Annotated in this window: 25 protein-coding genes and 1 pseudogene; 18 read left to right on the forward strand and 8 right to left on the reverse strand. The window is 31.5% G+C overall.

The features are described from left to right. Nucleotides 1–10: 10 nt before the first annotated feature. Complete coding sequence (locus RIN63_RS14385; RefSeq protein WP_310445442.1) at nucleotides 11–1,876, reverse strand: ATP-dependent helicase; 1,866 nt, start codon at nucleotides 1,874–1,876, stop codon at nucleotides 11–13. Between the two features lie 188 nt (nucleotides 1,877–2,064). Here RIN63_RS14385 and RIN63_RS14390 point away from each other — a divergent pair, with 188 nt between their 5' ends. From RIN63_RS14390 to RIN63_RS14440, 11 genes are all read left to right on the forward strand, one after another. Next, nucleotides 2,065–2,871, forward strand: a complete 807-nt coding sequence (locus RIN63_RS14390) for a nitroreductase family protein (RefSeq protein WP_310445443.1) — start codon at nucleotides 2,065–2,067, stop codon at nucleotides 2,869–2,871. Nucleotides 2,872–2,969: 98 nt separating this feature from the next. Beyond that, the gene (locus RIN63_RS14395) at nucleotides 2,970–3,938 is read left to right on the forward strand and encodes a tetratricopeptide repeat protein (RefSeq protein WP_310445444.1); all 969 of its coding nucleotides are present in this window, start codon (nucleotides 2,970–2,972) and stop codon (nucleotides 3,936–3,938) included. Continuing rightward, nucleotides 3,935–4,684, forward strand: a complete 750-nt coding sequence (map, locus tag RIN63_RS14400; RefSeq protein WP_310445445.1) for a type I methionyl aminopeptidase — start codon at nucleotides 3,935–3,937, stop codon at nucleotides 4,682–4,684. Before RIN63_RS14395 ends, map begins: the two co-directional genes overlap by 4 nt. Nucleotides 4,685–4,726: 42 nt before the next feature. Then, nucleotides 4,727–5,395: a hemolysin III family protein gene (locus tag RIN63_RS14405; RefSeq protein ID WP_310445446.1), complete on the forward strand. Its 669-nt coding sequence runs from the start codon at nucleotides 4,727–4,729 to the stop codon at nucleotides 5,393–5,395. Between the two features lie 68 nt (nucleotides 5,396–5,463). Then, nucleotides 5,464–6,120 (forward strand): response regulator transcription factor, encoded by a 657-nt coding sequence (locus tag RIN63_RS14410; protein ID WP_310445447.1) that lies wholly within the window; start codon nucleotides 5,464–5,466, stop codon nucleotides 6,118–6,120. 121 nt (nucleotides 6,121–6,241) lie between these two features. Next, nucleotides 6,242–7,411, forward strand: coding sequence for an MFS transporter (locus RIN63_RS14415; protein WP_310445448.1), 1,170 nt, complete (start codon nucleotides 6,242–6,244; stop codon nucleotides 7,409–7,411). Between the two features lie 13 nt (nucleotides 7,412–7,424). Beyond that, on the forward strand, nucleotides 7,425–8,618 hold the full coding sequence (locus RIN63_RS14420) for a sensor histidine kinase (protein ID WP_310445449.1): 1,194 nt from the start codon (nucleotides 7,425–7,427) through the stop codon (nucleotides 8,616–8,618). Between the two features lie 81 nt (nucleotides 8,619–8,699). After that, complete coding sequence (locus RIN63_RS14425) at nucleotides 8,700–9,680, forward strand: ATP-binding cassette domain-containing protein (protein ID WP_310445450.1); 981 nt, start codon at nucleotides 8,700–8,702, stop codon at nucleotides 9,678–9,680. Next, on the forward strand, nucleotides 9,677–10,480 hold the full coding sequence (locus tag RIN63_RS14430; protein WP_310445451.1) for an ABC-2 family transporter protein: 804 nt from the start codon (nucleotides 9,677–9,679) through the stop codon (nucleotides 10,478–10,480). The genes RIN63_RS14425 and RIN63_RS14430 overlap by 4 nt, the downstream gene beginning before the upstream one ends. A gap of 4 nt (nucleotides 10,481–10,484) precedes the next feature. Continuing rightward, nucleotides 10,485–11,285, forward strand: a complete 801-nt coding sequence (locus tag RIN63_RS14435) for an ABC-2 family transporter protein (protein WP_310445452.1) — start codon at nucleotides 10,485–10,487, stop codon at nucleotides 11,283–11,285. A gap of 127 nt (nucleotides 11,286–11,412) precedes the next feature. Next, nucleotides 11,413–12,765 carry an MATE family efflux transporter gene (locus RIN63_RS14440; protein WP_310445453.1) on the forward strand — a complete coding sequence of 451 codons (1,353 nt, stop codon included), beginning with the start codon at nucleotides 11,413–11,415 and terminating at the stop codon, nucleotides 12,763–12,765. 35 nt (nucleotides 12,766–12,800) lie between these two features. On the opposite strand, the gene RIN63_RS14445 is transcribed toward RIN63_RS14440, so the two are convergent. Continuing rightward, nucleotides 12,801–13,175, reverse strand: coding sequence for a DUF1667 domain-containing protein (locus tag RIN63_RS14445; RefSeq protein WP_310445454.1), 375 nt, complete (start codon nucleotides 13,173–13,175; stop codon nucleotides 12,801–12,803). Between the two features lie 131 nt (nucleotides 13,176–13,306). On the opposite strand from RIN63_RS14445, the gene RIN63_RS14450 reads away from it, so the two are divergent. After that, nucleotides 13,307–14,044 carry an MgtC/SapB family protein gene (locus tag RIN63_RS14450; protein ID WP_310445455.1) on the forward strand — a complete coding sequence of 246 codons (738 nt, stop codon included), beginning with the start codon at nucleotides 13,307–13,309 and terminating at the stop codon, nucleotides 14,042–14,044. A 94-nt stretch (nucleotides 14,045–14,138) separates the two neighbouring features. Then, nucleotides 14,139–14,885, forward strand: a complete 747-nt coding sequence (locus tag RIN63_RS14455) for a peptidylprolyl isomerase (RefSeq protein ID WP_310445456.1) — start codon at nucleotides 14,139–14,141, stop codon at nucleotides 14,883–14,885. Between the two features lie 48 nt (nucleotides 14,886–14,933). Here the strand turns inward: RIN63_RS14455 and RIN63_RS14460 are convergent, their stop codons facing one another. Beyond that, nucleotides 14,934–15,734, reverse strand: a complete 801-nt coding sequence (locus RIN63_RS14460; RefSeq protein ID WP_310445457.1) for an ABC transporter permease — start codon at nucleotides 15,732–15,734, stop codon at nucleotides 14,934–14,936. Next, a complete protein-coding gene (locus RIN63_RS14465) occupies nucleotides 15,727–16,506 on the reverse strand; it encodes an ABC transporter ATP-binding protein (RefSeq protein ID WP_310445458.1) in 780 nt (259 codons plus the stop codon). The genes RIN63_RS14460 and RIN63_RS14465 overlap by 8 nt, the downstream gene beginning before the upstream one ends. A gap of 143 nt (nucleotides 16,507–16,649) precedes the next feature. On the opposite strand from RIN63_RS14465, the gene RIN63_RS14470 reads away from it, so the two are divergent. The 3 genes from RIN63_RS14470 to RIN63_RS14480 are packed head-to-tail and all read left to right on the forward strand — an operon-like array spanning nucleotide 16,650 to nucleotide 18,780. Beyond that, the gene (locus RIN63_RS14470) at nucleotides 16,650–17,219 is read left to right on the forward strand and encodes a thymidine kinase (RefSeq protein ID WP_310445459.1); all 570 of its coding nucleotides are present in this window, start codon (nucleotides 16,650–16,652) and stop codon (nucleotides 17,217–17,219) included. 13 nt (nucleotides 17,220–17,232) lie between these two features. Beyond that, on the forward strand, nucleotides 17,233–18,057 hold the full coding sequence (nudC, locus tag RIN63_RS14475; protein ID WP_310445460.1) for an NAD(+) diphosphatase: 825 nt from the start codon (nucleotides 17,233–17,235) through the stop codon (nucleotides 18,055–18,057). Nucleotides 18,058–18,078: 21 nt separating this feature from the next. Further along, on the forward strand, nucleotides 18,079–18,780 hold the full coding sequence (locus RIN63_RS14480; protein WP_310445461.1) for a metallophosphoesterase family protein: 702 nt from the start codon (nucleotides 18,079–18,081) through the stop codon (nucleotides 18,778–18,780). A gap of 74 nt (nucleotides 18,781–18,854) precedes the next feature. Here the strand turns inward: RIN63_RS14480 and RIN63_RS14485 are convergent, their stop codons facing one another. From RIN63_RS14485 to rodA, 4 genes are all read right to left on the reverse strand, one after another. Next, nucleotides 18,855–20,042 (reverse strand): DUF4097 family beta strand repeat-containing protein, encoded by a 1,188-nt coding sequence (locus RIN63_RS14485; protein WP_310445462.1) that lies wholly within the window; start codon nucleotides 20,040–20,042, stop codon nucleotides 18,855–18,857. Nucleotides 20,043–20,054: 12 nt separating this feature from the next. After that, nucleotides 20,055–20,672 carry an HAAS signaling domain-containing protein gene (locus RIN63_RS14490; protein ID WP_310445463.1) on the reverse strand — a complete coding sequence of 206 codons (618 nt, stop codon included), beginning with the start codon at nucleotides 20,670–20,672 and terminating at the stop codon, nucleotides 20,055–20,057. Continuing rightward, nucleotides 20,669–20,986, reverse strand: coding sequence for a PadR family transcriptional regulator (locus RIN63_RS14495; RefSeq protein WP_310445464.1), 318 nt, complete (start codon nucleotides 20,984–20,986; stop codon nucleotides 20,669–20,671). The genes RIN63_RS14490 and RIN63_RS14495 overlap by 4 nt, the downstream gene beginning before the upstream one ends. A gap of 91 nt (nucleotides 20,987–21,077) precedes the next feature. Beyond that, entirely contained in the window at nucleotides 21,078–22,184 is a 1,107-nt protein-coding gene (gene rodA, locus RIN63_RS14500) for a rod shape-determining protein RodA (protein WP_310445465.1), read from the reverse strand. 159 nt (nucleotides 22,185–22,343) lie between these two features. On the opposite strand from rodA, the gene queG reads away from it, so the two are divergent. After that, nucleotides 22,344–23,411, forward strand: coding sequence for a tRNA epoxyqueuosine(34) reductase QueG (gene queG, locus RIN63_RS14505; protein WP_310445466.1), 1,068 nt, complete (start codon nucleotides 22,344–22,346; stop codon nucleotides 23,409–23,411). Between the two features lie 59 nt (nucleotides 23,412–23,470). Continuing rightward, nucleotides 23,471–23,670 (forward strand): annotated as a pseudogene (locus RIN63_RS14510) (8-amino-7-oxononanoate synthase); the annotation flags it as partial.

Genomic DNA, 23,670 nt, shown 5'->3' on the forward strand with positions numbered 1-23,670 from the left:
AGGGAAAAGCTTATGCTTCTCCCTTTTCCAGCTCCATCAAGAACCTTGATGGCTCCACCAATTTATCTCCAATACTATTCATTGTCAATAGTGATAGATGATATTTTGCCCTAGTCATTCCAACATAAAACAACCTTCTCTCTTCTTCTATCAAATCATACTTTCCTTTTATGGATGATTCAATACTAGATATAGATGGGAAATCTCCATCAACTAAATCAATCATATATACTCTATCAAATTCTAGACCCTTTGCAGAATGAACTGTAGACAAAGTTACCCCACTCTTTTCGTCTCTAGAGTTTCTACATAAATACTCTAGGTGTTTTAGTCTCTTAATCAATTCTTCTAAAGTTTCTGTTTTATTAGCTATAAGCTTTAAATAATATAAAGTTGTTTTTAAAGCATCATAAGTATAGCCAAATTTCATGGAATTCTCTTTAAGATATCTTTCGTATTCTAAGTTATGTTCAATAAAATTAATAGCCTTGGAAGGATGCATCTTGGAAAGTTTTTTAAAATCAACAATTAACTCCCTAATAGTGGATTTATAAAAATTAGATAATCCAGGAAAATCCATTATTCTCTCAAATACAGAAAGATTGTAGTTTAGAGTTTTAGCATAGTTAATTTGCTTCTTAGATATAAATCCTCTTTTTTTATAATAAATATTTTCATATATATTCATGTTGCTAGGATTTTGAGAAAATAACATAAAATTCAATATATCTTGTATCAACCAATGATTAAAGAATCTAACCTTTATATCACGCATATGGAAAGGGATGCTATTTCTTTCAAAAACCTCAATAATTCCAATGGATGAAAGGTTATTTCTATATAATATGCAACAACTAGACAAATCTCTGTTTTTCAAATCATCAACTAAATACTTATATTGTTCATCAATGGAGTTAACTTTTACAACATTTATAGGCTCAATATAAGTATTTTTAGTAGATATATTTTTATTATACCTTAATGTGTTTTTCCTGATAAATTGATTACATACTGATACAATATTTTTAGAGGATCTATAATTTTGTTCCATAAAGAATAGTTTTCCATTAGAATATGTTTTATTAAAATTAAGTAATCCTTTTGGATATGCTCCTCTGAAACCATATATTGATTGATCATCATCAGCTACTATGAACAAATTATTATTAGGACTTGCTAACAATTTTATTATTTCCAGTTGGGCTTTTGATGTGTCTTGTCCTTCATCTACTTGAATATAATCATATTTTCCACGATACTTATCTAATATATATCTGTTATTCGTGAGGATTTGTAATGCTGTAGTCAACATATCATCAAAATCAATTAAATTATTATCTCTTTTATATTTTTCATAAGTAGTATATATAATCTTAAAGTTCTCTATATCAGGCTTATTATCTTTGATGAACTCATCAACAGTTAGCATCATATTTTTAATATATCCAATAGAGTTCAGTAGAGATTCTAATTTTTCTTCAGTAATATATTCGTGATTAATATCTAAATACATCTTTTTAATTAGATTATACTTATTTAACTGATTCTTATCTTCTTCAATTAAAGTATATTTTATTTTATTTATATATGCATATTCTCGTATCAAGGAAAAACAGAAACTATGTATTGTTGAAAAATGAACAGGAATTGAAGCGATATCGGAAAAATTCCTGTTAAATCTTTCTTTCATATCTCTAGCAGAAGCTTTGCTAAAGGTTATGGACAAGATTCTTTCTGGATCAATTTTGTAATTTTGTATAAGGTTTGCAGTCCTATGTATGAGTACTGTTGTCTTTCCAGCACCTGGCACAGCTAGTACTAGAGCTGGCCCTTTAATATGCTGTATTGCTTTTTCTTGTTCTTTACTTAATTTCATCACTACACCTACTTTTAAATTTATCTTCTCTATTTTAACATAAAAACTGATTAGAGTATAATAATATAACCAACAATATATTATACCAAAGCTATCCATTTAAGGGACTGCATAAAATTAACTATTAGATTAGAAACTATTTTTAGTGGTATATATTATAAAAGAATTAATATGGGGGGTTGGTGTTGATGAAAAGCTTTTTAAGAGATAGAAAATCGGATCGTGAGTTTAAGCACAAAAGCATGAGCGGGAATTTGCTAGATGAAATTAGATTATACTTAAACACTTTAGAAAAAGAAGAGGGTAACGGGAATATTAGATTTAAGCTTTATGAGTATGGAGAAAAGCTATATACTTCCTTAGAAGGAATAGGTGGGTATTCCGGTGTTATGATAGAGAGTCCACACTATGTAGCATTAGAAATCATGAACAATCAAGAGAAGAGCATAATTTATAGTGCATATTACATGGAAAAATTAATTACTGAGTTGAATAATAAAGGGATAGATACTTGTTGGGTCAGTATAGAGGATGTAGATAAAAATCTTAAGCTGGAAGTCTTTGGAGATACTGTAGGAGAATTTAATTACTTGTTGGCCATAGGATATGGAAAGTCAAAAAATCCTTTTTTAAATGAACCCTTTAGCGAGAGAGTCGGCGTAGATGAACTAGTATATAATAATGAAATTGGAAACCCAATAAATATAGAGGATTTAGAGAATAGAGGATTAGGCGATTTATTCTACCATATAAGATTTGCTCCTTCTGCCCTAAATAAACAACCTTGGAGATTTATACTTCAAAAGGATAGTGTAGTCTTGCTACTGAAATATAATAAAGAAGAAGTACCTAATTTAATGGATGCAGGTATAATTATGTATTATTTCGAATCCTTAGCAGAAGCCGTAGGACTTAGTAACAAATGGACTCTAATTGATGGAATATTTACAGACGGAGAATATAACTATAAATATATAGCTGAATATAAATTATAAATATATAGCATTAAGGTAGAGGAATAAGATTTCCTCTATTTTTTTTTCTATGAAATGTGGTAAACTATATATAGTATAATTTGAAGAGGTGTTTTTTATTGGGAAAGCAAATAAAAGATAATGATAGACAATATAATTATGTACTACTAGCAGAGAACTCTTACCTAAATGAGGAGAAAAAAAAAGCTATTGATTTTTATCAAAAGGCCTTAGAGTTTAGGGGAAATATAGAAGATACTATTGCAATTTTATTTAATATTGCTCAAATATATGATGAAACAGACGAATCTCTGTATGCATTGTGCACATATGAAAAAATAGTGGAAATTGACCCAGAGGAAGCAGGTGCCTACTATGGAATGGCTATGATCTATGAGAAAATAGGAGATAAAAATCAAGCCTTGAAATATTATCATAAAGCAATAGAGATAGACCCATACTATGATAGAGCTTATTATTATGCAGCAAATATATTTGATGAAAATGGGGATAGAGATAAAGCAATAGAGTATTATGAGAAAGTAATTGAAATAGTACCTGATGATTATCGGGCACATAATAATATAGGTTCTATATATGAAGAAATAGGAGAATATCATAAGGCCTATGAAATGGTAGAGAAAAGCTTAGAGATTGAACCAAATTATTACAAAGCTTTATTTAATATGGGTGTTATTTATAAAATGTTAAAAAATGATGAGAAGGCGATAGAATACTATTATAAATCTATAGAGAGTAATCCAGGGTATTGGTACTCATACTTAAATATTTCAGCAATCTATATAGAGCAAGATAAGCTCCATGATGCTATAGATTTGCTAACAGATGGAATTAACCATTGTCCTAGTGCTCATGACCTCTATTATAATAGGGCCTGTTGTTATTCAAAGATAGGAAATAAAAAAGATGCTATTAAAGATACGAGAAAAGCAATAATTTTACTTCCTAGTATAATAGAATATATAAAGGTTGATAAAGATTTTGTGAACCTATATGATGATATGGAGTTTATTGAAATGATGAAACAGGTAAAAAACAATATGTCTGTAGAAAGGGAGATTAAATGATTATATTAAAAACAGAACAAGAAATTCAAAAGATGAAAGAAGCCGGAGAACTTCTAGCCAATGTACACAAAGAAATAGCTAAGATAATAAAACCTGGAATAACTACTATGGAAATAGATGAATTTGTAGAGGATTATTTAAAGAAAAACAATGCTATTCCAGAACAAAAAGGATATCATGGATATCCATATGCAATTTGTGCATCTATAAATGATGAAATATGCCACGGTTTCCCAAGGAAAGAACCCTTAAAAGAAGGAGACATAGTGGCTATTGATATGGTAGTTAATTTGGATGGATGGTTAGCAGACTCTGCATGGTCCTATGCAGTAGGCAATGTATCAGAGGAGGCAAATCAGTTATTAGAAGTTACCAAAGAAGCTCTTTATAAAGGTATTGAGCAGGCTGTAGTAGGGAATAGAATAGGAGATATTGGTCATGCTATCCAGTCCTTTGTAGAATCCTATGGATATTCAGTAGTTAAAGATTTTGTTGGTCATGGAATAGGTAAGAAGATGCATGAAGATCCTCAAGTACCACACTACGGAATAAAAGGTCGAGGTCAAAGACTTGTAGAAGGTATGGTACTTACAATAGAACCAATGATAAATATGGGAACATATAGAATGAAAATGGATGATAATGAATGGACAGCAAGAACAGTAGATGGAAAGCTATCAGCCCAATATGAGCATACATTGGCTATTACAAAGGAAGGACCAATTATTTTAACAAACCAAGATTAATGCTTAAAGGGGTAAGTTTTGAGGGAAAGGATAGGTGTAAATATGAAAGAGAAAAATCCAGTTCAAAAATTAAGTAAGAAGTACACTATCAAAGAGGAAATTGCAAATGGAGTCACCCATGGCTTGGGAGTACTATTTGGAATAGTGTCTCTAGTGGTACTGCTAATACTCTCAATAAACAAAGGGGATAATATATCGATTGTTGCTTTTAGTATATATGGAGCATGCTTGATTATGATGTATCTCTCATCTACTTTATATCATAGTATCACTAATGAAAGGGCAAAACAGGTACTTAGAGTATTTGATCACTCATCAATATTTCTATTTATAGCAGGAACTTATACTCCAATAGCTCTGCTTACTATGACAGGAGCATTAAGAATTGGTATATTAGTTGCAGTTTGGTCAATAGCCATATTTGGAGTGTTGTTTAAAATATTTACCTTTGGAAAATTTGATAGATTTAAAGTATTATCACTTATTTTGTATATAGCTATGGGATGGATAGCAGTATTCACTGTAAAGCCTATTATTAGAATGGCTTCACTAGGATTCTTTATGTGGATATTAGGAGGAGGACTTTTATATACATTGGGAACTATATTCTATAGTAATAAAAGGATTCCTTATAATCATGCAATATGGCATTTATTTGTTTTAGCTGCATCTGTACTCCATTTTGTAGGTATAGTAGTTTATCTAGTATAACACGGGGGCCTCTGTGTTATGGGTGACCGTAGCCAAGAATCTTGTTGTTTCAGGGGGAATAAAAATCTATGATAAGAGTTCTTATAGTAGATGATCAAAACTTAATAAGAGAAGGCCTTACTATGATGCTAAGTCTTTATGATAGTATACTATTAGTTGATGAAGCTAATAATGGTCAAGAAGCTATAGAGATATTAGAAACTAAAGAAGTAGATCTTATATTGATGGATATAAGAATGCCTATAATGAATGGTGTAGAAGCCACAAAGATTATAAAAGAAAAATATCCTGACATAAAAGTTCTAATATTAACTACTTTCAATGAGGATGAATATATATTTGAAGGATTAAGAAACGGTGCTGATGGTTATTTGCTTAAGGATATATCTTCAGAAGAGTTAGTTAGATCCATAGAAACAGTGTATAAAGGCAATGTACTCTTGCAACCTGATGTAGCTAAGAAAATGATCTGCTCTATGGATAGAAAACCTACTAAAGAAGATCATATAAATAGAGATATATTTAAAGAATTAACTAAGAAAGAATATGAAATAGCCATATTAATTGGAGAAGGAAAATCTAACAAAGAAATATCAAATTTTTTGTTCATAGCAGAAGGAACTGTTAAAAATCATATAACTAAAATATTAGATAAGCTAGATTTAAGAGATAGAACTCAATTGATTATACTCATTAAAGATCTAGAAAAAAGCCGTGATTATTAATCACGGCTTTTTACATTACCTTAGTCATAGAAATTCGTGACCATTATAGTGACCTTGTGAAGTTTTTTTATCTTGCATATTTTTGTATACTTAATATAAGAATGTATTAGGAGGTAATGCCATGAAAGAGCTAAGAAAAACTATCTATTTTATATCCTTTCCATTATCATTTATTGGATTTATATTTCCAATTTATGCTTCATCTCTTGGAGCAAATGTAATGCAGATAGGATATCTTTATTCTATGTTTTCAATAATCAGTATAGCTATCAGACCTATAGTAGGTAACTTAATAGATAAGAGAGGAAGAAGAACAGGAATTTTAATAGGGGTTATACTATATTCAATAGTTAATGTATTTTTTTTACTAGCCCAGGACTTTAAATATCTACTAATAGGAAGAATAATCCAATCCTTAGGAGCCTCTTTTTTATGGATAAGTGTAGACACATTTATTGCTGATATTAGTGATAAAAGCAATAGGGCTACTAATTTCGGAGAACTGGATCAAACCATGGCTAAAGGAGGGTGGATAGGTAGTATTATAGGCTTCACTATATTGTTTAATAACTTATCTGACGATCCATTTCAATTAATATTTACCATCTTTATATTGACTAGTTTAGTATCTGTTTATTATACAATTAGAAATGTTCCAGAGACTATTGACCTAAAAAAGGAATATGAAGAAGGTAATATTAAAGATAAGAAAGGTTTGAAATATTTCCTTATAATAGTTTGTGGTATATCTTTGATAAGTAACCTAACAGCACCAATATATCTTCTATATTTGCAAGACAATATTACCACTGAGCTCAATTTAATAACCTTTTTATTTATTCCAGCATCTATTCTAGCCCTTTTTCTGCCAAAGATATTTGGTAAATTCTCTGATAGATATGGTAGAGAAAAGATAGTTATGGCTGGTATGTTTGTTAATGCTGTACTACAAATATTTATACCATTTAATAAAGGCTACTATAGCTTTATGATTCTATATACTTTGATTTCCCTTGTGGGAATGTTCTATGGTCCTGCATTTTCTTCATTAATTATTGACTTTGTAGGAGAAGATAAAAGAGGTAGATCATATGGCTTATACAGCTTTGCCAGTGGAATAGGGGCAGCCATAGGGGTTGTTGTTGGCTCTTATATATATGAGAATATAGGTAATGATATCGTATTCTATATGAAAGGTGTACTTTTACTTGTAATGACTTTATTAGTTTGTTATATTTATATTAAGAAAATAATCAATAAGAATGGAGCACTTTATCGTCCGATCAAATAGTGGGGTGAGATGTATGAACAAGCTTTGGAAATATAATAATTATTTGTATATCGCATCCCGTATTTTAATAGGGATAGATGTTATTTATCGATGTAAAAATGATACTAAAAATCTCTTAACTTACTTTGGCATATTTTTATTTATTGTGATTAATGATCATCTAAGAATGAATTTATTTTATAAAGATGAAAAAAAATACTTTATATCAATATTTGTTACCATGATAGTTAGTAGCCTCTTGATCTACAATCTAGGGGGATATTCCAGCATATTAATGTATATAATCATATACGAGTTGATTATCTTTACAGAGGGAAGGACTTCGAGATTATTAACAGGGATAGAAATATTATTGGTCTTTTTTATCGCAATCTTTGAATATGTTCCTGTTGAGGAATTAGGAAGCTATTTATTTTGGAAAGACAATATCCTAGATATTCTCATGTCTATAGTTACATTGTTATTCTATGCTTTTATGCTTTTTTCATATAAAACTCTAAGAAAAGAAAAAAGGGAAGTAGATAGGTTAAATAAAGAATTAGAATTATCCTATGATAAACTAAAGGAGCAATCGGAGAAAATAGAAGAGTTGATTATTACAAAAGAAAGAAACAGAGTAGCTGGAGAAATCCATGACAATCTAGGACATAGTCTGATAGCTTTAAATATGAATCTAGATGTAGCAGAGAAGATAATAGATAAGGATGTTGTAAAGGCTAAAGAGAGGATTAGCAAATCCCAAATCCTAACAAAGGAAAGCATGGAAAGTCTAAGAAAAGCGGTGTATGCTTTAAAAGAAGAAAAACATACTACTTTAAGGAGTTCCTTAGAAGAGATAGTTGCAAACATAGAAAGCTCAGGGAACACTAAGATCAATTTAAATATAGATGAAGGTGTAGAGGAATTATTACCTAAGTGCAAAGATATTATATATTCTTCTATAAAAGAGGGACTGACCAACAGTATAAAACATGGGAAAGCAGATAAGATAAATATTGATGTAATCTTAGAAGGAGATAAATCTAGAGTAATCATAAAAGATAATGGATTAGGTTGTAATAGATTAGTTAAGGGAAATGGATTGCTAGGGATAGAAGAAAAGATAAGTAAATTTGGAGGAAGAGTAAACTATAGTGATGAGAAAGATAAAGGATTTGAAATAGAATTATTATTTGATAATAAAAACTCCTATGTTACAAGTTTGTGACATAGGAGTTTTGTATTGACTTCTCTAGACTACTTTGATAAAATCATTTTCATGTCTTAAAAATTGAGAGGGGGGATTAATTTGCTTATTGTAGCTAATGAATTATCAAAGTCCTATAAGATACCCAAGAGGATGCCAGGCATAGTAGGTGGGCTAAAGAGCATAGTACATAAAGAATTTACAGAAATAATAGCCTTAGACAAAGTATCTTTTAATATAGGAGAGGGAGAATTGGTAGGATATATTGGACCTAATGGTGCTGGTAAATCTACTACGATAAAAATACTATCTGCTATACTAACACCTGATTCAGGTGAATGTACAGTCCTAGGTAAGATTCCTTATAAGGATAGGATCAACTATGTAAGGGATATAGGAGTAGTATTTGGGCAGAGAACTCAACTATGGTGGGACTTGCCTGTAATAGATTCATTTGATTTATTGAAAGATATTTACAAGATTCCTTTGGTAGATTATGTAGAGATTAAAAAGGAGCTTATAGAATGGTTAAACCTAGGAAGTTTTATCAATACTCCCGTAAGGCAGTTAAGTCTAGGTCAGAAAATGAGATGTGAATTAGCAGCATCACTTCTACATTCTCCCAAGGTGCTTTTTCTTGATGAGCCTACCATAGGGCTAGACGCTGTTTCAAAATTGGCTGTACGAGAATTTATTAAGAAATTAAACAAGGAAAGAGGAGTTACGGTCATACTTACAACCCATGATATGGATGATATTGAGAGCCTATGTAGCAGGGTAATGGTAATAGGAAAGGGTCAAATTCTTTCTGATGGATCTTTGCAATCCCTTAGAAACACTGTATCTAAAGATAGAAGATTGATTATAGATTTTGATGAAGGAGTAAATGGTTTCTCCATAGAAGGGGTAACACATATCAGTCAAGAAGAAAACAGACTTATACTTGATTTCAATCCAGAGATAATAACTCCTGCAGATTTAATAACATTTTTATCCTCCAACTATAATATAACAGATATCCTAATAGAAAATCCTCCAATAGAAGAAATAATCGCCAAAATATATGGGGAGCTGAAAATATGAAGGCCTTCATATCCATTATAAAAATCAGATTTAATTTATTATTACAATATAGAACAGCGGCCTATGCAGGTATGGTAACACAATTTTTCTTTGGAATGGTTATGGTTATGGTGCTCCATGGATTTTATAGTTCAAGTTCCACCAGCCTTATGCCAATTAGTTACAGCTCTGCAATTACTTACATTTGGCTAGGTCAAGGAATGCTTGCTATGCTACCTTGGAATGGAGATGCTGAAGTCCAAAATCTAATTAGAACGGGAAATGTCAGTTATGAACTCATTAGACCAATGAATCTATATAATTATTGGTTTGCTAGAGCTTTTGCTTTAAGAACAGCCCCAACCTTACTTAAGTCTATACCCCTATTTCTTGTAGCATTATTATTGCCAAGAGAATATGGTATGAGCCTTCCACCTAATATATTAGCTTTCCTAGGCTGGATTATAACTAGCTTTGGAGCCCTTTTGATTTCTTGCACCATAACTAATATAATCAATATGACAACCTTATATTCTTTATCAGGAGATGGAATACAGAGGCTATTATCAACCATAGTTACCCTATGTTCGGGTATGATAGTACCCTTGCCATTGTTTCCTGATAATCTGAGAAGTATATTAAACTTATTACCCTTTGGTGGATTAGTAGATATTCCAGCTAGGTTTTTCACAGGGGAGATTCCATTCAATCAATTAATAGAGTATTTCATATTTCAATGTGTTTGGGCAATTTTACTCTATATCTTGGGTCAATGGATTTTAAATAGAAAAATAAAAGATTTAATAGTACAAGGAGGCTAAAACCATGGATAGTATAAAACTATATTTAAAATATATTAAATTTAGTATAGAATCTCAACTCCAGTACAAGGCTTCCTTCATTATGATGTCTATTGGTCACTTTTTAATAACCTTTATTGAATTTCTTGGCATATGGGTATTATTCCAAAGGTTTGGGGATATTAAAGGGTTTACCTTTGAGGAAGCTGCATTATTCTATGGTATAGTTCATATAGCTTTTTCTATTACAGAAGGATGGACAAGGGGATTTGATATTTTTCCTAGATTAGTTAGAACAGGAGATTTTGATAGAATACTTCTTAGACCAAGGACCACAGTATTACAAATATTAGGTCATGACTTTCAAATAATGCGAATAGGTAGGCTTGCTCAAGGACTAGTAGTACTAATATGGGCTATTGTAAAACTAAATATAGAATGGAACTTTGGAAAAAGTATACTATTAATAGGTTCAATTATCGGAGGAAACTTTCTATTCTCAGGTTTTATAGTAATTCAAGCAACTATATCATTTTGGTCAGTACAGAGCTTGGAAATAGTGAATTCCTTTACCTATGGTGGAGTACAGGCAGCACAATATCCAATATCTATTTACAAACCTTGGTTTAGAAAAATACTTATATATATAATACCACTAGCTACAGTTAATTATTTTCCTGCTATGAGTATATTGGGTAAAGTTGACTCATTAGGATATCCTTCATGGATGGGATGGGCTTCTCCCTTCTTCGGCCTTGGATTTTTCTTATTCTCCTTATCCCTATGGAAAATAGGAGTAAGACACTATACCTCAACAGGCAGCTAATAAGTTTAAAATTTGGTGCCAGGCACCAAATTTTAAACTTATTGTAGTTGAATAATATACCTTTTTACTGTAGAATTGTTTAGGGATACAAACATAATACTATATGAACTAGCTAAAGGAGACATCTATGAAAAATAATATAAACTTAACTCAGGGAAATATCTCTAGCACACTTACAAAACTTGCTTTGCCTATAATGGGTACATCTTTTGTACAGATGGCATATAATTTAACAGATATGATGTGGCTAGGTAGACTTAGCACCAAGGCTGTAGCAGGGGCAGGCACTGCAGGATTTTTTATGTGGTTTGGTATGTCTCTTGTATTGATTTCTCAAATAGGAGTAAGCGTTGGAGTATCACAAGCCTATGGAAGAGGGGATATGGATGATGCAAGGGAATATATTTCTAATGGTATTAAATTAGATATTTTTATTGGGATTTTATATTCATTGGCACTAGTAGTATTTAGCCATCAAGCAATTGGATTTTTTAAATTAGGGGATCCAGAGACTATTCAATTGGCAGTAGATTATTTGATAATAGTGGCATGTGGATTTATATTTCATTTTATTAATCCTATATATTCTGCCATTTTTAATGCGTCGGGGAATAGTATTACACCATTCGTTATAAATTCCATAGGATTAGTTGCAAACATAGTATTAGATCCTGTACTAATTTTTGGTTTTGGCTTTATACCAGCGATGGGGATAAAAGGTGCAGCCTTAGCTACTGTAATGGCTCAGATCATAGTTACATTGATTTACATAATTGTGTCAAGAAAAAATAAAGTATTGTTTTCTCATTTACATTTGTTTAGCTTACCAAAGAAAAGTTATCTAAAAAGGATAATTAAATTAGGATTTCCAGCATTTTTACAATCTGGAACCCATGCATCAATATCAATGATACTAACGAAGATATTGGCACAATGGGGGCCAATACCAGTAGCTGTATCATCTATAGGTTCCCAAATAGAATCGATATCTTGGATGACAGCGGAAGGATTTTCTACTGCAATATCTGCCTTTGTAGGTCAGAACTATGGAGCTAAAAACTATGATAGGGTAAAAGAAGGATATTATAAAGGTCTTAGAATAGTTGGTGCAATAGGTATATTTGCATCTGCTTTACTTATCTTTGCAGGAGAACCTTTATTTAAGTTATTTACTCCGGAGGATGAGATAGCTATTGCACAAGGAGTAAAATATTTGAGAATACTAGGTTTTTCCCAATTTTTTATAACTATTGAAATAGCATCTGCAGGAGCATTTAATGGTATAGGAAGGACACAAATACCAGCAGCAACAGGGATTGTACTAAATGCTTTAAGAATTCCAGGAGCTTTACTTTTATCTGCTACTGTATTAGGAATGACTGGAGTATGGTGGAGTATGAGCATCAGTACCATATTTAAAGGAATCATATTGACTAGCCTTTTTATATATGCTATGAAAAAGGGCTTACATAAAAAATAAGTTTAAAATTTGGTGCCAGGCACCAAATTTTAAACTTATTGTAGGCTATTTACTTTTCTGGCAGCTACTACATCTACGCCTGTGTCTAATATATTTGCAATAATTATTTGATCCTTTTCCACAGGAGCTGTGACTTCAGTTATTTGAATAATCTTCATACACTCATCAACTAAATTCTCTGGGATTATTCCATTGGTTTTAACTGGTAGTCTACCCATAGGACCATTTTTAAGCAATACTCTTGAGGTAAGCACCCTAGAAGGCTGTGTTACTTCTTGGATAGCATAGTCTCTTCCTCTATTGCATCTATTCCCTTCAACTGAATATTGAGATGCTTTAGTTTTATCTTCAATTACCCTCAAGTCACATCCCACAGGGCAAACCTTGCATTTTTTATTTATTGTATTCATTGATCTACCTCCATCTAAAATTATAACACAAATATAAAAATACTCCACTGAAATGGTAGCAATAGTGAGTTATTGGGGTATAATAATCAAAGGAAGAATTTTACATATTTATTTATTGAGGGGTTTTCTATATGATATCTACATTTGAAGTAATAGCAAGGCTTATATTATCTGCCATAATGGGTGGGTTGATAGGTACTGAGAGAGAAGTAAATAATAGGCCAGCTGGACTTAGGACCCATGTATTAGTTACATTAGGGTCAGCATTAATAATGCTCGTTTCTATTGATGGATTTTCTAATCTCGGAAATGGAAGTGCAGATCCTTCAAGACTAGCAGCTCAGGTAGTTAGTGGAATAGGCTTTCTTGGAGCGGGAACAATAATGAGAACTGGTAACAATATTAAAGGTTTAACTACAGCTGCATCCTTGTGGGTTAGTGCTGGTATAGGCCTTGCAATTGGTGCAGGATATTATTTAGGGGCAATAATAACAGCAGCTATTGTTCTAATTACATTAATGAGTTTGGGCAGCTTTGAAAAAAGAATGTTAAGCAAAAAATTTAGAACCATAGAAGTTATTGGTACAAACAGACCAGGACTTATTGGTCATTTAGGAACTTTATTCGGTAAATATTATGTTTCCATCAAAGATATATCTATATTAGATAACGAATATCAATCTGGTGAAGATGATGGGATTATGAAAGTAAGATTCTTAGTTAAATTACCTGGTAGCTTTAGTATTAGTAATTTTTATAGGGAAATTTATCAGATACATGGTGTAATTAGCGTTGTTTTCGAAGGTGAAAAGATACCACCTAATAATATTAAAGATTCTTTTTTTATTGATGATAAGGATAAAAACTAATAACTACAAATATAGTATAAAGACAACAGATTATGTACAAACTCTCTAGAATATGGTATTCTATTTAAAGTATAAAGTTGTGAGGAGAGAAAAAATGAATAAGAGAAGTATTAAGATTTTAGTATTATTACTTATTGCATTAGTGCTTTTAGTAGCAGGAGGCTGCACAAAAGATGTAGGAGATGTTAAAAAAGATGTACAAAATAATAATGAACAGACTGAAGGAGGAAATGATATGGGATTAGAACAGTTAAAGCAACCTCAAGTAGGAGAAGAAGTAGCAATCATTACCACAAACCATGGAGATATTAAAGTGAGATTTTTCCCTGAAGTAGCACCTAAGGCAGTAGAGAATTTTAAAACTCATGCTAAGGATGGATATTATAACGGAGTTACTTTTCATAGAGTAATGAATGAATTTATGATTCAAGGTGGAGACCCAGAGGGTAGTGGTAGAGGTGGAGAAAGTATTTGGGGAGCACCTTTTGAGGATGAATTCGATTTAAACTATCACAATTTTAGAGGCTCTTTATCAATGGCAAATGCTGGACCTGGGACTAATGGAAGTCAATTTTTTATAGTTCAAAAAACATCTGTTGATAAATCTATGTTGGATGATATGGCAAAAGCTGGGGAAGGTTCAGGTTTTTCAGAAGAAGTAATAAAGGCATATGAAGAATTAGGCGGAACACCATGGCTAGATTTTAGACATACTGTATTTGGTCAAGTGTATGAAGGAATGGATATAGTAGATAAAATCGCATCTGTAAAAGTTGGTATGAATGACAAACCAACAGAAGCAGTTATAATGGAAAAAGTAGAAATAGTAGAATACAAATAACAATAAGTTTACTTTTTGGTGCCAGGCACCAAAAAGTAAACTTATTTTTTACCATCTTGTAAATTTGTCTTCTAATATAGCGATAACCTTATACATTAAGGCTGATATTATGGCTAATATAAACACACTCATCATTACAATGTCTAGTTTAAATACTTGACCCCCATAGACTATTAGATAACCTATACCAGCTTTTGAGACTAAAAATTCTCCTACAATTACACCTACCCAGGATAATCCAATATTAATTTTCAAGGTACTAATTAAAGTAGGGATAGAAGATGGAAGTACTACCTTTTGAAATATCTGCAATTTAGTAGCCCCAAAGGTATTTAACAACCTAATCTTATCTTCATCTACAGCTGTAAAACTAGCAAACATATTCATTATAGTTACAACTATAGAAATTGTAATAGCAGTGACTATAATTCCTGTAAAACCTGCTCCTACCCAAATAATAATAATTGGAGCTAAGGCTGTTTTAGGAAGACTGTTTAGCATAACTAGGTATGGATCTAATACTTTTGCCCAAAAATCTGACCACCATAGTCCAATGGCAACAATCATACCTAATAAAGTTCCTCCTAAAAATCCTACCACCGTTTCAAATACTGAAACACTGACATGATGAAAGATGTCTCCTTGCTTTATATATTTAACAAATAAACTCCAGATACTTGATGGATTACTAGTTAGAAAAGTATCTATCCAATTAAAATGAGCAGCTATTTCCCAAAGGGAAAGACTTAAAATCAGAATGCTTATTTGAGTTAGTACTATATTTCTGCTTTTTCTTTTTATATTAATTAAATACTTCTCATGCTCTTTAGAATTTAAATTCTTAGACATGTACATCCAGCTCCTTCCATATTTTATTGAAATAATATCGGAATTCAGGAGCTTCTCTGCATTTTAAAGGAGATCTTTTTCCATCAGGACAGCTTAGTTTAATGTCTATAATTTCTTTTATAGCAGCAGGTCTATTAGAAAGTATAATAACTCGGTCTGATAAGCTAATGGCTTCAGCAATATCATGAGTGACCAATAGACCAGTCTTCCTTTCTTCTCTTAGTATAATCCCGATCTCATCAGCTATGGCAAGCCTTGTTTGATAATCTAGAGCGGAGAAAGGTTCATCCAATAGAAGCAAATCAGGTTCTAATAAAAGAGTTCTAATAAGGGCAACTCTTTGCCTCATTCCTCCAGATAATTGACTTGGATAAGAGTAAATAAAATCACCTAAGCCATAATTTCCTAGCATTTCTTTAGCAGTTATATAATCCTCAGGACTTAACTTTCCTTGAATTTCCAATCCTAGTACTACATTCTGTAGTATATTTCGCCACTCTAATAGCTGATCTTTCTGGAACATATATCCAATATTTCTACTGGACCTACTTACTTTTTTACCATTTATCTGTACACTTCCATTACTTGGTTCAATAAGACCAGCAACTATTGAAAGTAAGGTAGATTTTCCACATCCACTTGGTCCAACTATACCTACAATTTCGCCCTCATATATATCTAAATTTATGTTTTTAATGGCTTGAGTTTCCCCTTCTAAACTGTGATAAGTCATTCCTATATTATGAATTTCAACTACAATTTTTTCATCCATATGATACCTCCCCGAAATATATATAGTACTCTATTGTATTCGAAAATAAAGTAATGTGTGAAATTACTAAAAATAATAATTTTGTCGAAAATGATAAAAGATGGTATAATGTTTTCAGTAATAATCTAAAGGGAGGAATTAATTTGCATCAATATAAAGGAAAATTAATCATACATACAGGATCTATGTTTTCTGGAAAAACTTCTAGTTTAGAAAAGGATGTTAAAAGGTTTAATATAGCAGGCTATAAAACTATTGCTTTCAAGCCATCTGTTGACACTAGATATACTAATTCAGAGATTAGAACCCATGACAATACTTGTTTAAATGCTGTATTGGTTAGTGATATAAGAGAGATTAATGAATATTGCAAAGAGTATAAGCCAAATGTAATAGCTATAGATGAAGTTCAATTCTTAGGGGGGAAAATAGAAGATATTGTAGAAGCAATCAATGGATTTTTAGAGAAAGATGTAACTGTTATATTAGCAGGTTTAGATATTGACTTTTCAGGGCAAGCCTTTGAAATAGTAAAGGAGTTAATGCCTATTGCAGATTACCTGTATAAGCATCATGCAGTATGTGTAAAATGTGGGACAGATGGATGGGTTAGCCATAGAAAAACTCTGGACCAAGAAAGAATAGTAATTGGTGCTTTAAAAGAATATGAGCCTCTGTGTAGAAAATGTTTCTTAGAAGAGAAAAACAGTTAGAAAGGACATGAAAATGGAAAGATACATAAGATTCGAGCCTTCAAAGGAGCCATTGAATGAAGGATATATCAAGGATAATTTTTACTTATTCAATAAAGATAAACTATTAGTAGAAGTAAAAAATGAGAAATATATTGTTCCTAATAGAAAAGGGATAGAATCTTTAAATATACAGATAGCACATATCCAATGCTTAGGTTCTTATGATGGAGTAAATTGCTATTGTGGGCAAATTGAAGAGCTTACGGATGATAATTATGTATTTATTGATTTAAGGACTTATTCTAGACAAATAGACCATAGTGATTTTTTAGTAGCAGCTAAGGCCATATTATTACTAAATCATGTAAGAGAAAACCAAAGATGTGGCGTATGTGGATCCCAGATGATTATGAAATCTAGTGGCAATGATAGGGCAATGATCTGTGCAAATTGCGATAATATGGTTTGGCCAAAGACAGCACCTGCAATCATTGTAGCAGTAACAAAAGGAGATAAACTACTACTAGCCCATAATAAAATGTTTCCTGAAGGAATGTATTCTGTAGTAGCAGGATTTGTAGAGATGGGAGAAACCTTTGAACAGTGTGTTAAGAGGGAAGTTTACGAAGAAATAGGTATAAAGATACAAAATATAAAGTATTTTGGTTCACAACCTTGGCCCTTCCCAAATTCTATGATGATAGGCTTTACTGCAGAACATTTAGATGGTGAAATTCAAGTAGATAATGATGAAATAGTAGACGCCAAGTGGTTCACAAAAGAAGAAATTCCAAGTTTATATAGAAAATCAATTAGTATAAGCTCAGAGTTAATAGAATGGTTTTTGAATAGGTAAAGCTAGGAGATGTAATAAAATATGAAATATGTAACTAGTGATATTCATGGAAGATTAGATAGATTAAAGAAACTTATAGATGAAATAGGGCTTAATGAAAATGATACCCTTTATATTATTGGGGATTTAGTTGATAGGGGGAGTGAGCCTATTGAAACTATAGAGTTCGTCATGGATCATCCGCAAATAGAAGTTATTATGGGGAATCATGATGAAATGTTTCTTCAATCTTTGAAATATGAGGATGAAGTTCAAATTGAAAGATGGGGCAGAAATGGATGTTCACCAACAATAGATGGGTTTTTTAATAGGACAGTAGAAGAGCAGGATAAAATTTTAGATTATATAAGTGAATTACCATATTTTAAAATAATAGATGGTAAGTACTTATTAGTGCATGCAGGATTTGAACCCCTTAGATTATTTGCTGATATGGAAAATATGTCTCTAGAAGAAGCTTTGATGGAGCAAAAGCATAGATTAGTCTGGGTAAGAGATGATTTTATTAAAAATAAGGCCTTGGATAATCTGATAACTATATTTGGTCATTCCCCTAGGAAATATATAGATAAATGTTTTGATAGGGGATCATTATTACCATATGAAATTTGGTTTGATGATATTTACAATGATAAGATAGGCGTTGATACAGGAAACTGCTATGAAAATGGCAGAATGGCTTGTTTGAGACTTGATGATTATAAGGTATTTTATATTGAATAAAAATAGGTGGGATTTTATTTATCATTAAAAAGACATGGAGCTCAGTCTTTCAGCTCCATGTCTTTAAATTTCATCTAATAAAACTCAACATCCCCTGATGAAGTACTGATGTCGATGGACTTTTCTCCACTACCTATTGTGGCTCTAAATCTACCTTTTTCATTTTCTTCTATTTTCATGTCTATATTTGATTTATATCTGCCAGAGGAGCTAGAACCTTTTATACTATAGTTGGCTTCACCTTTAAACTTGAAAGAAACATCACCTGAAGTAGTAGATACTACAATATCTCCGCTGGTTCTTTTATTATTAAAAGAAACTCTTCCAGAACTAGTATTAATACGAAGTTCTCCTATACAATCTTCCAAGGATACATTTCCAGAGGATGCAGTGATAACCATTTGGTTAGCTTCCACATTTTCTAACTCTTGATTACCGGAGCTAGATTTAGCTTTAATTTCACCAATTGAATCACTTAATTGAATATCTCCTGAAGAAGTATCTATATCTAGTTTTTTACCATCTAGATTTTCTAAATTTAAGCTACCAGAACTAGCCGAAATATTAAAATCTTTTCCGATTAAATCTTTCATATAAATATCTCCAGAAGAATTGGAGGCATTAAAATCACCATTGAATGATTTAGGTACAAATATTTCTAGGACTACATCTGATTCTTCAATTGAATAGCTGTTAGAATTTGATTCCAGCTTGATATTTAGAGTATTAGATCTTTTATCAACTTCTAAGCTAGGCACTACATTAGTCTTCATCTTACCATAATAATGAATACGAACATTATCTCTATCCGCAGAAGTAACCTTAACATCTATGAAAGAAGATGATATAGTTATATTGCTTATTCCAGCTACTTCAGCAAATTTTTCTTCATCAATTGTTTCCCACTTTAAGTCCTTAGAATTTATGCCAAACCAACCCCAATTCCAACCTTTACTAATATTAACTCTAGATTTTCCACTTTCATTTACTTTTATTCCGTTCCAACCAATATCAACTTCATCGTCACCATCAGTTACCTTGATGCCATCCCATCCAATAGATACATTGTCATCTCCGTCTTTAACCTCTATACCATCTGAACCTATTTTTACGATTCCATTTCTAGATTTAACATTTAAGAAATTTCCAGATTTCAAGCTTGTAAAGCTATAATTATCATTATATAACAATGAGAATATACCTAATGCAAAAGAAATTAAAACAACACCTATTAAAACTGGTACTAATCGTCTAAAATTCATCTTATATACCCCCTAATTATTAATTAATTTTATATTCCATTGTACATATTTGACGGCAAGTTTATAGAAGCATTTTGTAAGATAAATAGCTAATATTATTCCCAATGTACCTAATGCTATTAAGCCAACTCCAAAAGCTATGGAAGTAAGGACATGTGGTGATGGTATTGGAGTAAAAAGTACTAGAGGGGAGCCAAAGAAAGCTACAAATCCGCCAATAATTATTGAGATTGATCCTCCATACAATCCAATAAAAAGTCCAACTATTCCTAAAAAAGGACCCAATACTACTATTAAATTAAAGAATAATAAGAATAAAGAAATCAACAATTTCCTAGTATTATCATTATGATTACTATTGCTATAACTATTACTATTACTATTATTATTACTACTACTACTATTACTATTATTACTATTTTCATTATAGCTGGAATTATAATTAGCCTTATAACTATCAGCAACTTCTCTAGGATCTCCTAGCTCCTTAGATATTTCTTCTTCTGACTTACCTTTGGAAATACCTATATCAAAATGTTCTTCGTAATCTGATAAAATATCCATAATATCATATATAGGCAGACCCTGTAAAGATATCTTTAGCAGTTCTATATATTCGCTCCTATTCATGACAATTCCCCCCTTAATATATTATTTACCCCATCAATAAAGCTCTCCCATTCCACTTCTAGCTCTTCATAAACTTCCTCACCACGAGAAGTCAATTTATAGTATTTTCTTGGAGGACCTTCTTGAGATTCTTCCAAATAAGTAGTTACATATCCTTCAGTCCTAAATTTTCTAAGCAAGGGGTATATAGTTCCCTCAGAAATATTAATAAACTTAGAGATATGATCAACTAACTCATAACCATAAAAATCCTTTCTGTCCAGCAAGGAAAGAACGCATAACTCTAGGACACCTTTTTTAAACTGAATATTCATAGCTTTCTCTCCTTATTATTTTATTAAGTACACTATATCATATGCTACCTTTCAATGCAAGGTACTAAAATAAAAAAATAATAGAGAAGAATTAAAAACTTAATTCTTCTCTATGAACTCCTACACTTAATATAATTCCTATACATATTAAATTTGATAACTGGAAGGTTCCACCATGGCTTATAAATGGAAGTGGAATACCCGTTATAGGCATTAAACCTATTGTCATACCGATATTTTCCCATATATGGAATACAAACATGGCAGTGAAACCAACTACCATAAGAGAACCAAATAAATCAGTAGATTTTTTAGCAATATTAATAAATCTACTTAACAAAACTGAATATAGGAAGATAAGACCTGCTCCACCAATAAAACCTAATTCTTCCCCTATTACAGCAAATATAAAATCTGTTTGTTTCTCGGGTATATAGTTAAATTGAGTTTGTACGCCATCAAATAAACCTCTACCAAAGACTTTTCCTGACCCAATTGCTATTTTACCTTGCATAGCTTGATATCCAGTATTGGATGTATCTCTTTCTGGCTCCAAGAAATTAAAGATACGATTTTTTTGATAAGGATCAAGTCGAAACCATAGAACAGGTAGGCTCAAAAGTCCAATCATAAATGCATATCCAATGTATCTCCATTTTATACCTGCAATAAAAAGCATTGCAGCTATAAAAAACGCAAATACCATAGCTGTTCCAGCATCAGGCTGCAGAAGGATTAGCACAACAGGTGCAAATGCAAAGGCTAATATCTTTAAAAGTGTAAAAGGCTCATTAATGTCTTCCTTATGATTATCTATAAATTTGGCTAGGGAAATAATTAATCCAATTTTCACAAATTCTGCTGGTTGGAATGTAACAGGCCCTATAGTAAGCCAAGAATCAGCCCCCCAATCCGATGCACCTGTTCCATAAATAAGCACTGCAGCTAGTAAAACATTACACACAATATATATAGGTATATATAATTTGCCTAGGAATTGGTAGTCTAATAAAACTAATATTATAATAGCAAATAATCCAAGTCCTGTTGCTATACCTTGAGATCTAACCTGACTCATGGTTCCATAGCTTAAAGTAGCACTCATAATCATTACTAGACCAAATGCACATAGGAGCAAAGTGGTAAAAAATAATATATAATCGAATTTTTTATAAGCTTTCTTTTTTAGATTAAACATATATTACTTCCTTTCATGAGATAATTTATCTTTTATTATCTTAAATTTAATTATAACACAATTAATTGCTTTGAAATAGTTAAAAAAATATGACATTATGCTATACTATAAAATGAAGATATCACATAGAGATAATCATAAATTTAGAAGGGGATAAAGATGAATCAACTAAATAAGTTTATCGCTGAAAAAGCAAAAGAATTAAATATAGATATCTGTGGTTTTACGGATGCATTAGCTTTGATTAATATCAGGGACTATTTAATACTTCGTAAGGATAATAATATTCAAACAGAGTTTGAAGAAAAGGATATAGACAAAAGAATAGATCCTAAGCTGACTATGCCAAATTGCAAATCAATCATAGTTATAGGAATTTCTTATAATATTGAAGCTAAGAGGACAGTCCCCCTTGCTTCATGTGAGCAAACAAAAAGAACTGTCCCCACTGTTTGTGGTAGGCTTTCTAAATCTACTTGGGGCATAGATTACCATATGGTTCTAAAAAATAAGATGAATTTATTAATTGAAGAATTAAAGAAAGTTACAGATTTCGAATATAAATGTTTTGTAGATACTGGACCTTTAATAGATAGGGAGCTAGCTAAGAAAGCAGGTATCGGATATTATGGGAAAAACTGCTCTATTATAAATGATGACTATGGATCATTTATATTTCTAGGATATATAATGACTAATTTGGATTTGGATCCAAGTGAAAAGCTTGAAGAAGATTGTGGAGATTGTAATCTTTGCATTAAAGCTTGCCCCACAGGAGCCTTGGAAGAACCATATAAATTAAATCCAAAAAAATGTATATCCTATTTAACTCAAACTAAAGATAATATACCTACGGAACTAAGAGAAAAAATGGGAGTAAAGATTTACGGTTGTGATACTTGTCAATTGGTGTGTCCCAAAAATAAAGATATAAAGAGATCCAGCCACATGGAATTTTTACCAAAGATAAGCAATGGATATGTAAATATTGAGGAATTATTAGGCATGTCCAATAGAGAATTCAAGAAAAAATACGGAGAAATGGCAGGTAGTTGGAGGGGTAAGACCATATTAAAAAGAAATACGATTATTGCTTTAGCTAATATGAAGAAAGAAGAAAACTTAAACTTACTCATATCACAGCTTGATGACTCAAACCCAATGATAAAAGAATATACAGAGTGGGCAATAGTAAATATTTTTTTAACAAGGCTATCCACTAAGTAATAAATGTATGTTATAATATCTTTGAGTTACATATTAGAAAAAATTAGGGAGGTTTTAATGTGTCTAATGTTCATGAATTAAATTTCTTAAAAGAAAAAATTGAAGAGCTTAAAAAAGATGGTGTTTACAGAAAATTACCTGTATTAGAAACACCAAGCCAAGCTGAAGTAATATTAAATGGCAAGAAGGTAATTAACTTATCATCAAACAATTACTTAGGATTTGCTAACCACCCAAGACTTAAAAAAGCTGCTATTGA

It is taken from the genome of Tissierella sp. (assembly GCF_031460495.1).
Classification (GTDB): domain Bacteria; phylum Bacillota; class Clostridia; order Tissierellales; family Tissierellaceae; genus JAVKTS01.

Excerpts from the sequence above, each read along its gene's own strand:
- RIN63_RS14385 (WP_310445442.1), bottom strand. The coding sequence starts at position 1,876 with ATGAAATTAAGTAAAGAACAAGAAAAAGCAATACAGCATATTAAAGGG.
- RIN63_RS14390 (WP_310445443.1), top strand. The coding sequence starts at position 2,065 with ATGAAAAGCTTTTTAAGAGATAGAAAATCGGATCGTGAGTTTAAGCAC.
- map (WP_310445445.1), top strand. The coding sequence starts at position 3,935 with ATGATTATATTAAAAACAGAACAAGAAATTCAAAAGATGAAAGAAGCC.
- RIN63_RS14405 (WP_310445446.1), top strand. The coding sequence starts at position 4,727 with ATGAAAGAGAAAAATCCAGTTCAAAAATTAAGTAAGAAGTACACTATC.
- RIN63_RS14410 (WP_310445447.1), top strand. The coding sequence starts at position 5,464 with ATGATAAGAGTTCTTATAGTAGATGATCAAAACTTAATAAGAGAAGGC.
- RIN63_RS14415 (WP_310445448.1), top strand. The coding sequence starts at position 6,242 with ATGAAAGAGCTAAGAAAAACTATCTATTTTATATCCTTTCCATTATCA.
- RIN63_RS14420 (WP_310445449.1), top strand. The coding sequence starts at position 7,425 with ATGAACAAGCTTTGGAAATATAATAATTATTTGTATATCGCATCCCGT.
- RIN63_RS14430 (WP_310445451.1), top strand. The coding sequence starts at position 9,677 with ATGAAGGCCTTCATATCCATTATAAAAATCAGATTTAATTTATTATTA.
- RIN63_RS14435 (WP_310445452.1), top strand. The coding sequence starts at position 10,485 with ATGGATAGTATAAAACTATATTTAAAATATATTAAATTTAGTATAGAA.
- RIN63_RS14440 (WP_310445453.1), top strand. The coding sequence starts at position 11,413 with ATGAAAAATAATATAAACTTAACTCAGGGAAATATCTCTAGCACACTT.
- RIN63_RS14445 (WP_310445454.1), bottom strand. The coding sequence starts at position 13,175 with ATGAATACAATAAATAAAAAATGCAAGGTTTGCCCTGTGGGATGTGAC.
- RIN63_RS14450 (WP_310445455.1), top strand. The coding sequence starts at position 13,307 with ATGATATCTACATTTGAAGTAATAGCAAGGCTTATATTATCTGCCATA.
- RIN63_RS14455 (WP_310445456.1), top strand. The coding sequence starts at position 14,139 with ATGAATAAGAGAAGTATTAAGATTTTAGTATTATTACTTATTGCATTA.
- RIN63_RS14460 (WP_310445457.1), bottom strand. The coding sequence starts at position 15,734 with ATGTCTAAGAATTTAAATTCTAAAGAGCATGAGAAGTATTTAATTAAT.
- RIN63_RS14465 (WP_310445458.1), bottom strand. The coding sequence starts at position 16,506 with ATGGATGAAAAAATTGTAGTTGAAATTCATAATATAGGAATGACTTAT.
- nudC (WP_310445460.1), top strand. The coding sequence starts at position 17,233 with ATGGAAAGATACATAAGATTCGAGCCTTCAAAGGAGCCATTGAATGAA.
- RIN63_RS14480 (WP_310445461.1), top strand. The coding sequence starts at position 18,079 with ATGAAATATGTAACTAGTGATATTCATGGAAGATTAGATAGATTAAAG.
- RIN63_RS14485 (WP_310445462.1), bottom strand. The coding sequence starts at position 20,042 with ATGAATTTTAGACGATTAGTACCAGTTTTAATAGGTGTTGTTTTAATT.
- RIN63_RS14490 (WP_310445463.1), bottom strand. The coding sequence starts at position 20,672 with ATGAATAGGAGCGAATATATAGAACTGCTAAAGATATCTTTACAGGGT.
- RIN63_RS14495 (WP_310445464.1), bottom strand. The coding sequence starts at position 20,986 with ATGAATATTCAGTTTAAAAAAGGTGTCCTAGAGTTATGCGTTCTTTCC.
- rodA (WP_310445465.1), bottom strand. The coding sequence starts at position 22,184 with ATGTTTAATCTAAAAAAGAAAGCTTATAAAAAATTCGATTATATATTA.
- queG (WP_310445466.1), top strand. The coding sequence starts at position 22,344 with ATGAATCAACTAAATAAGTTTATCGCTGAAAAAGCAAAAGAATTAAAT.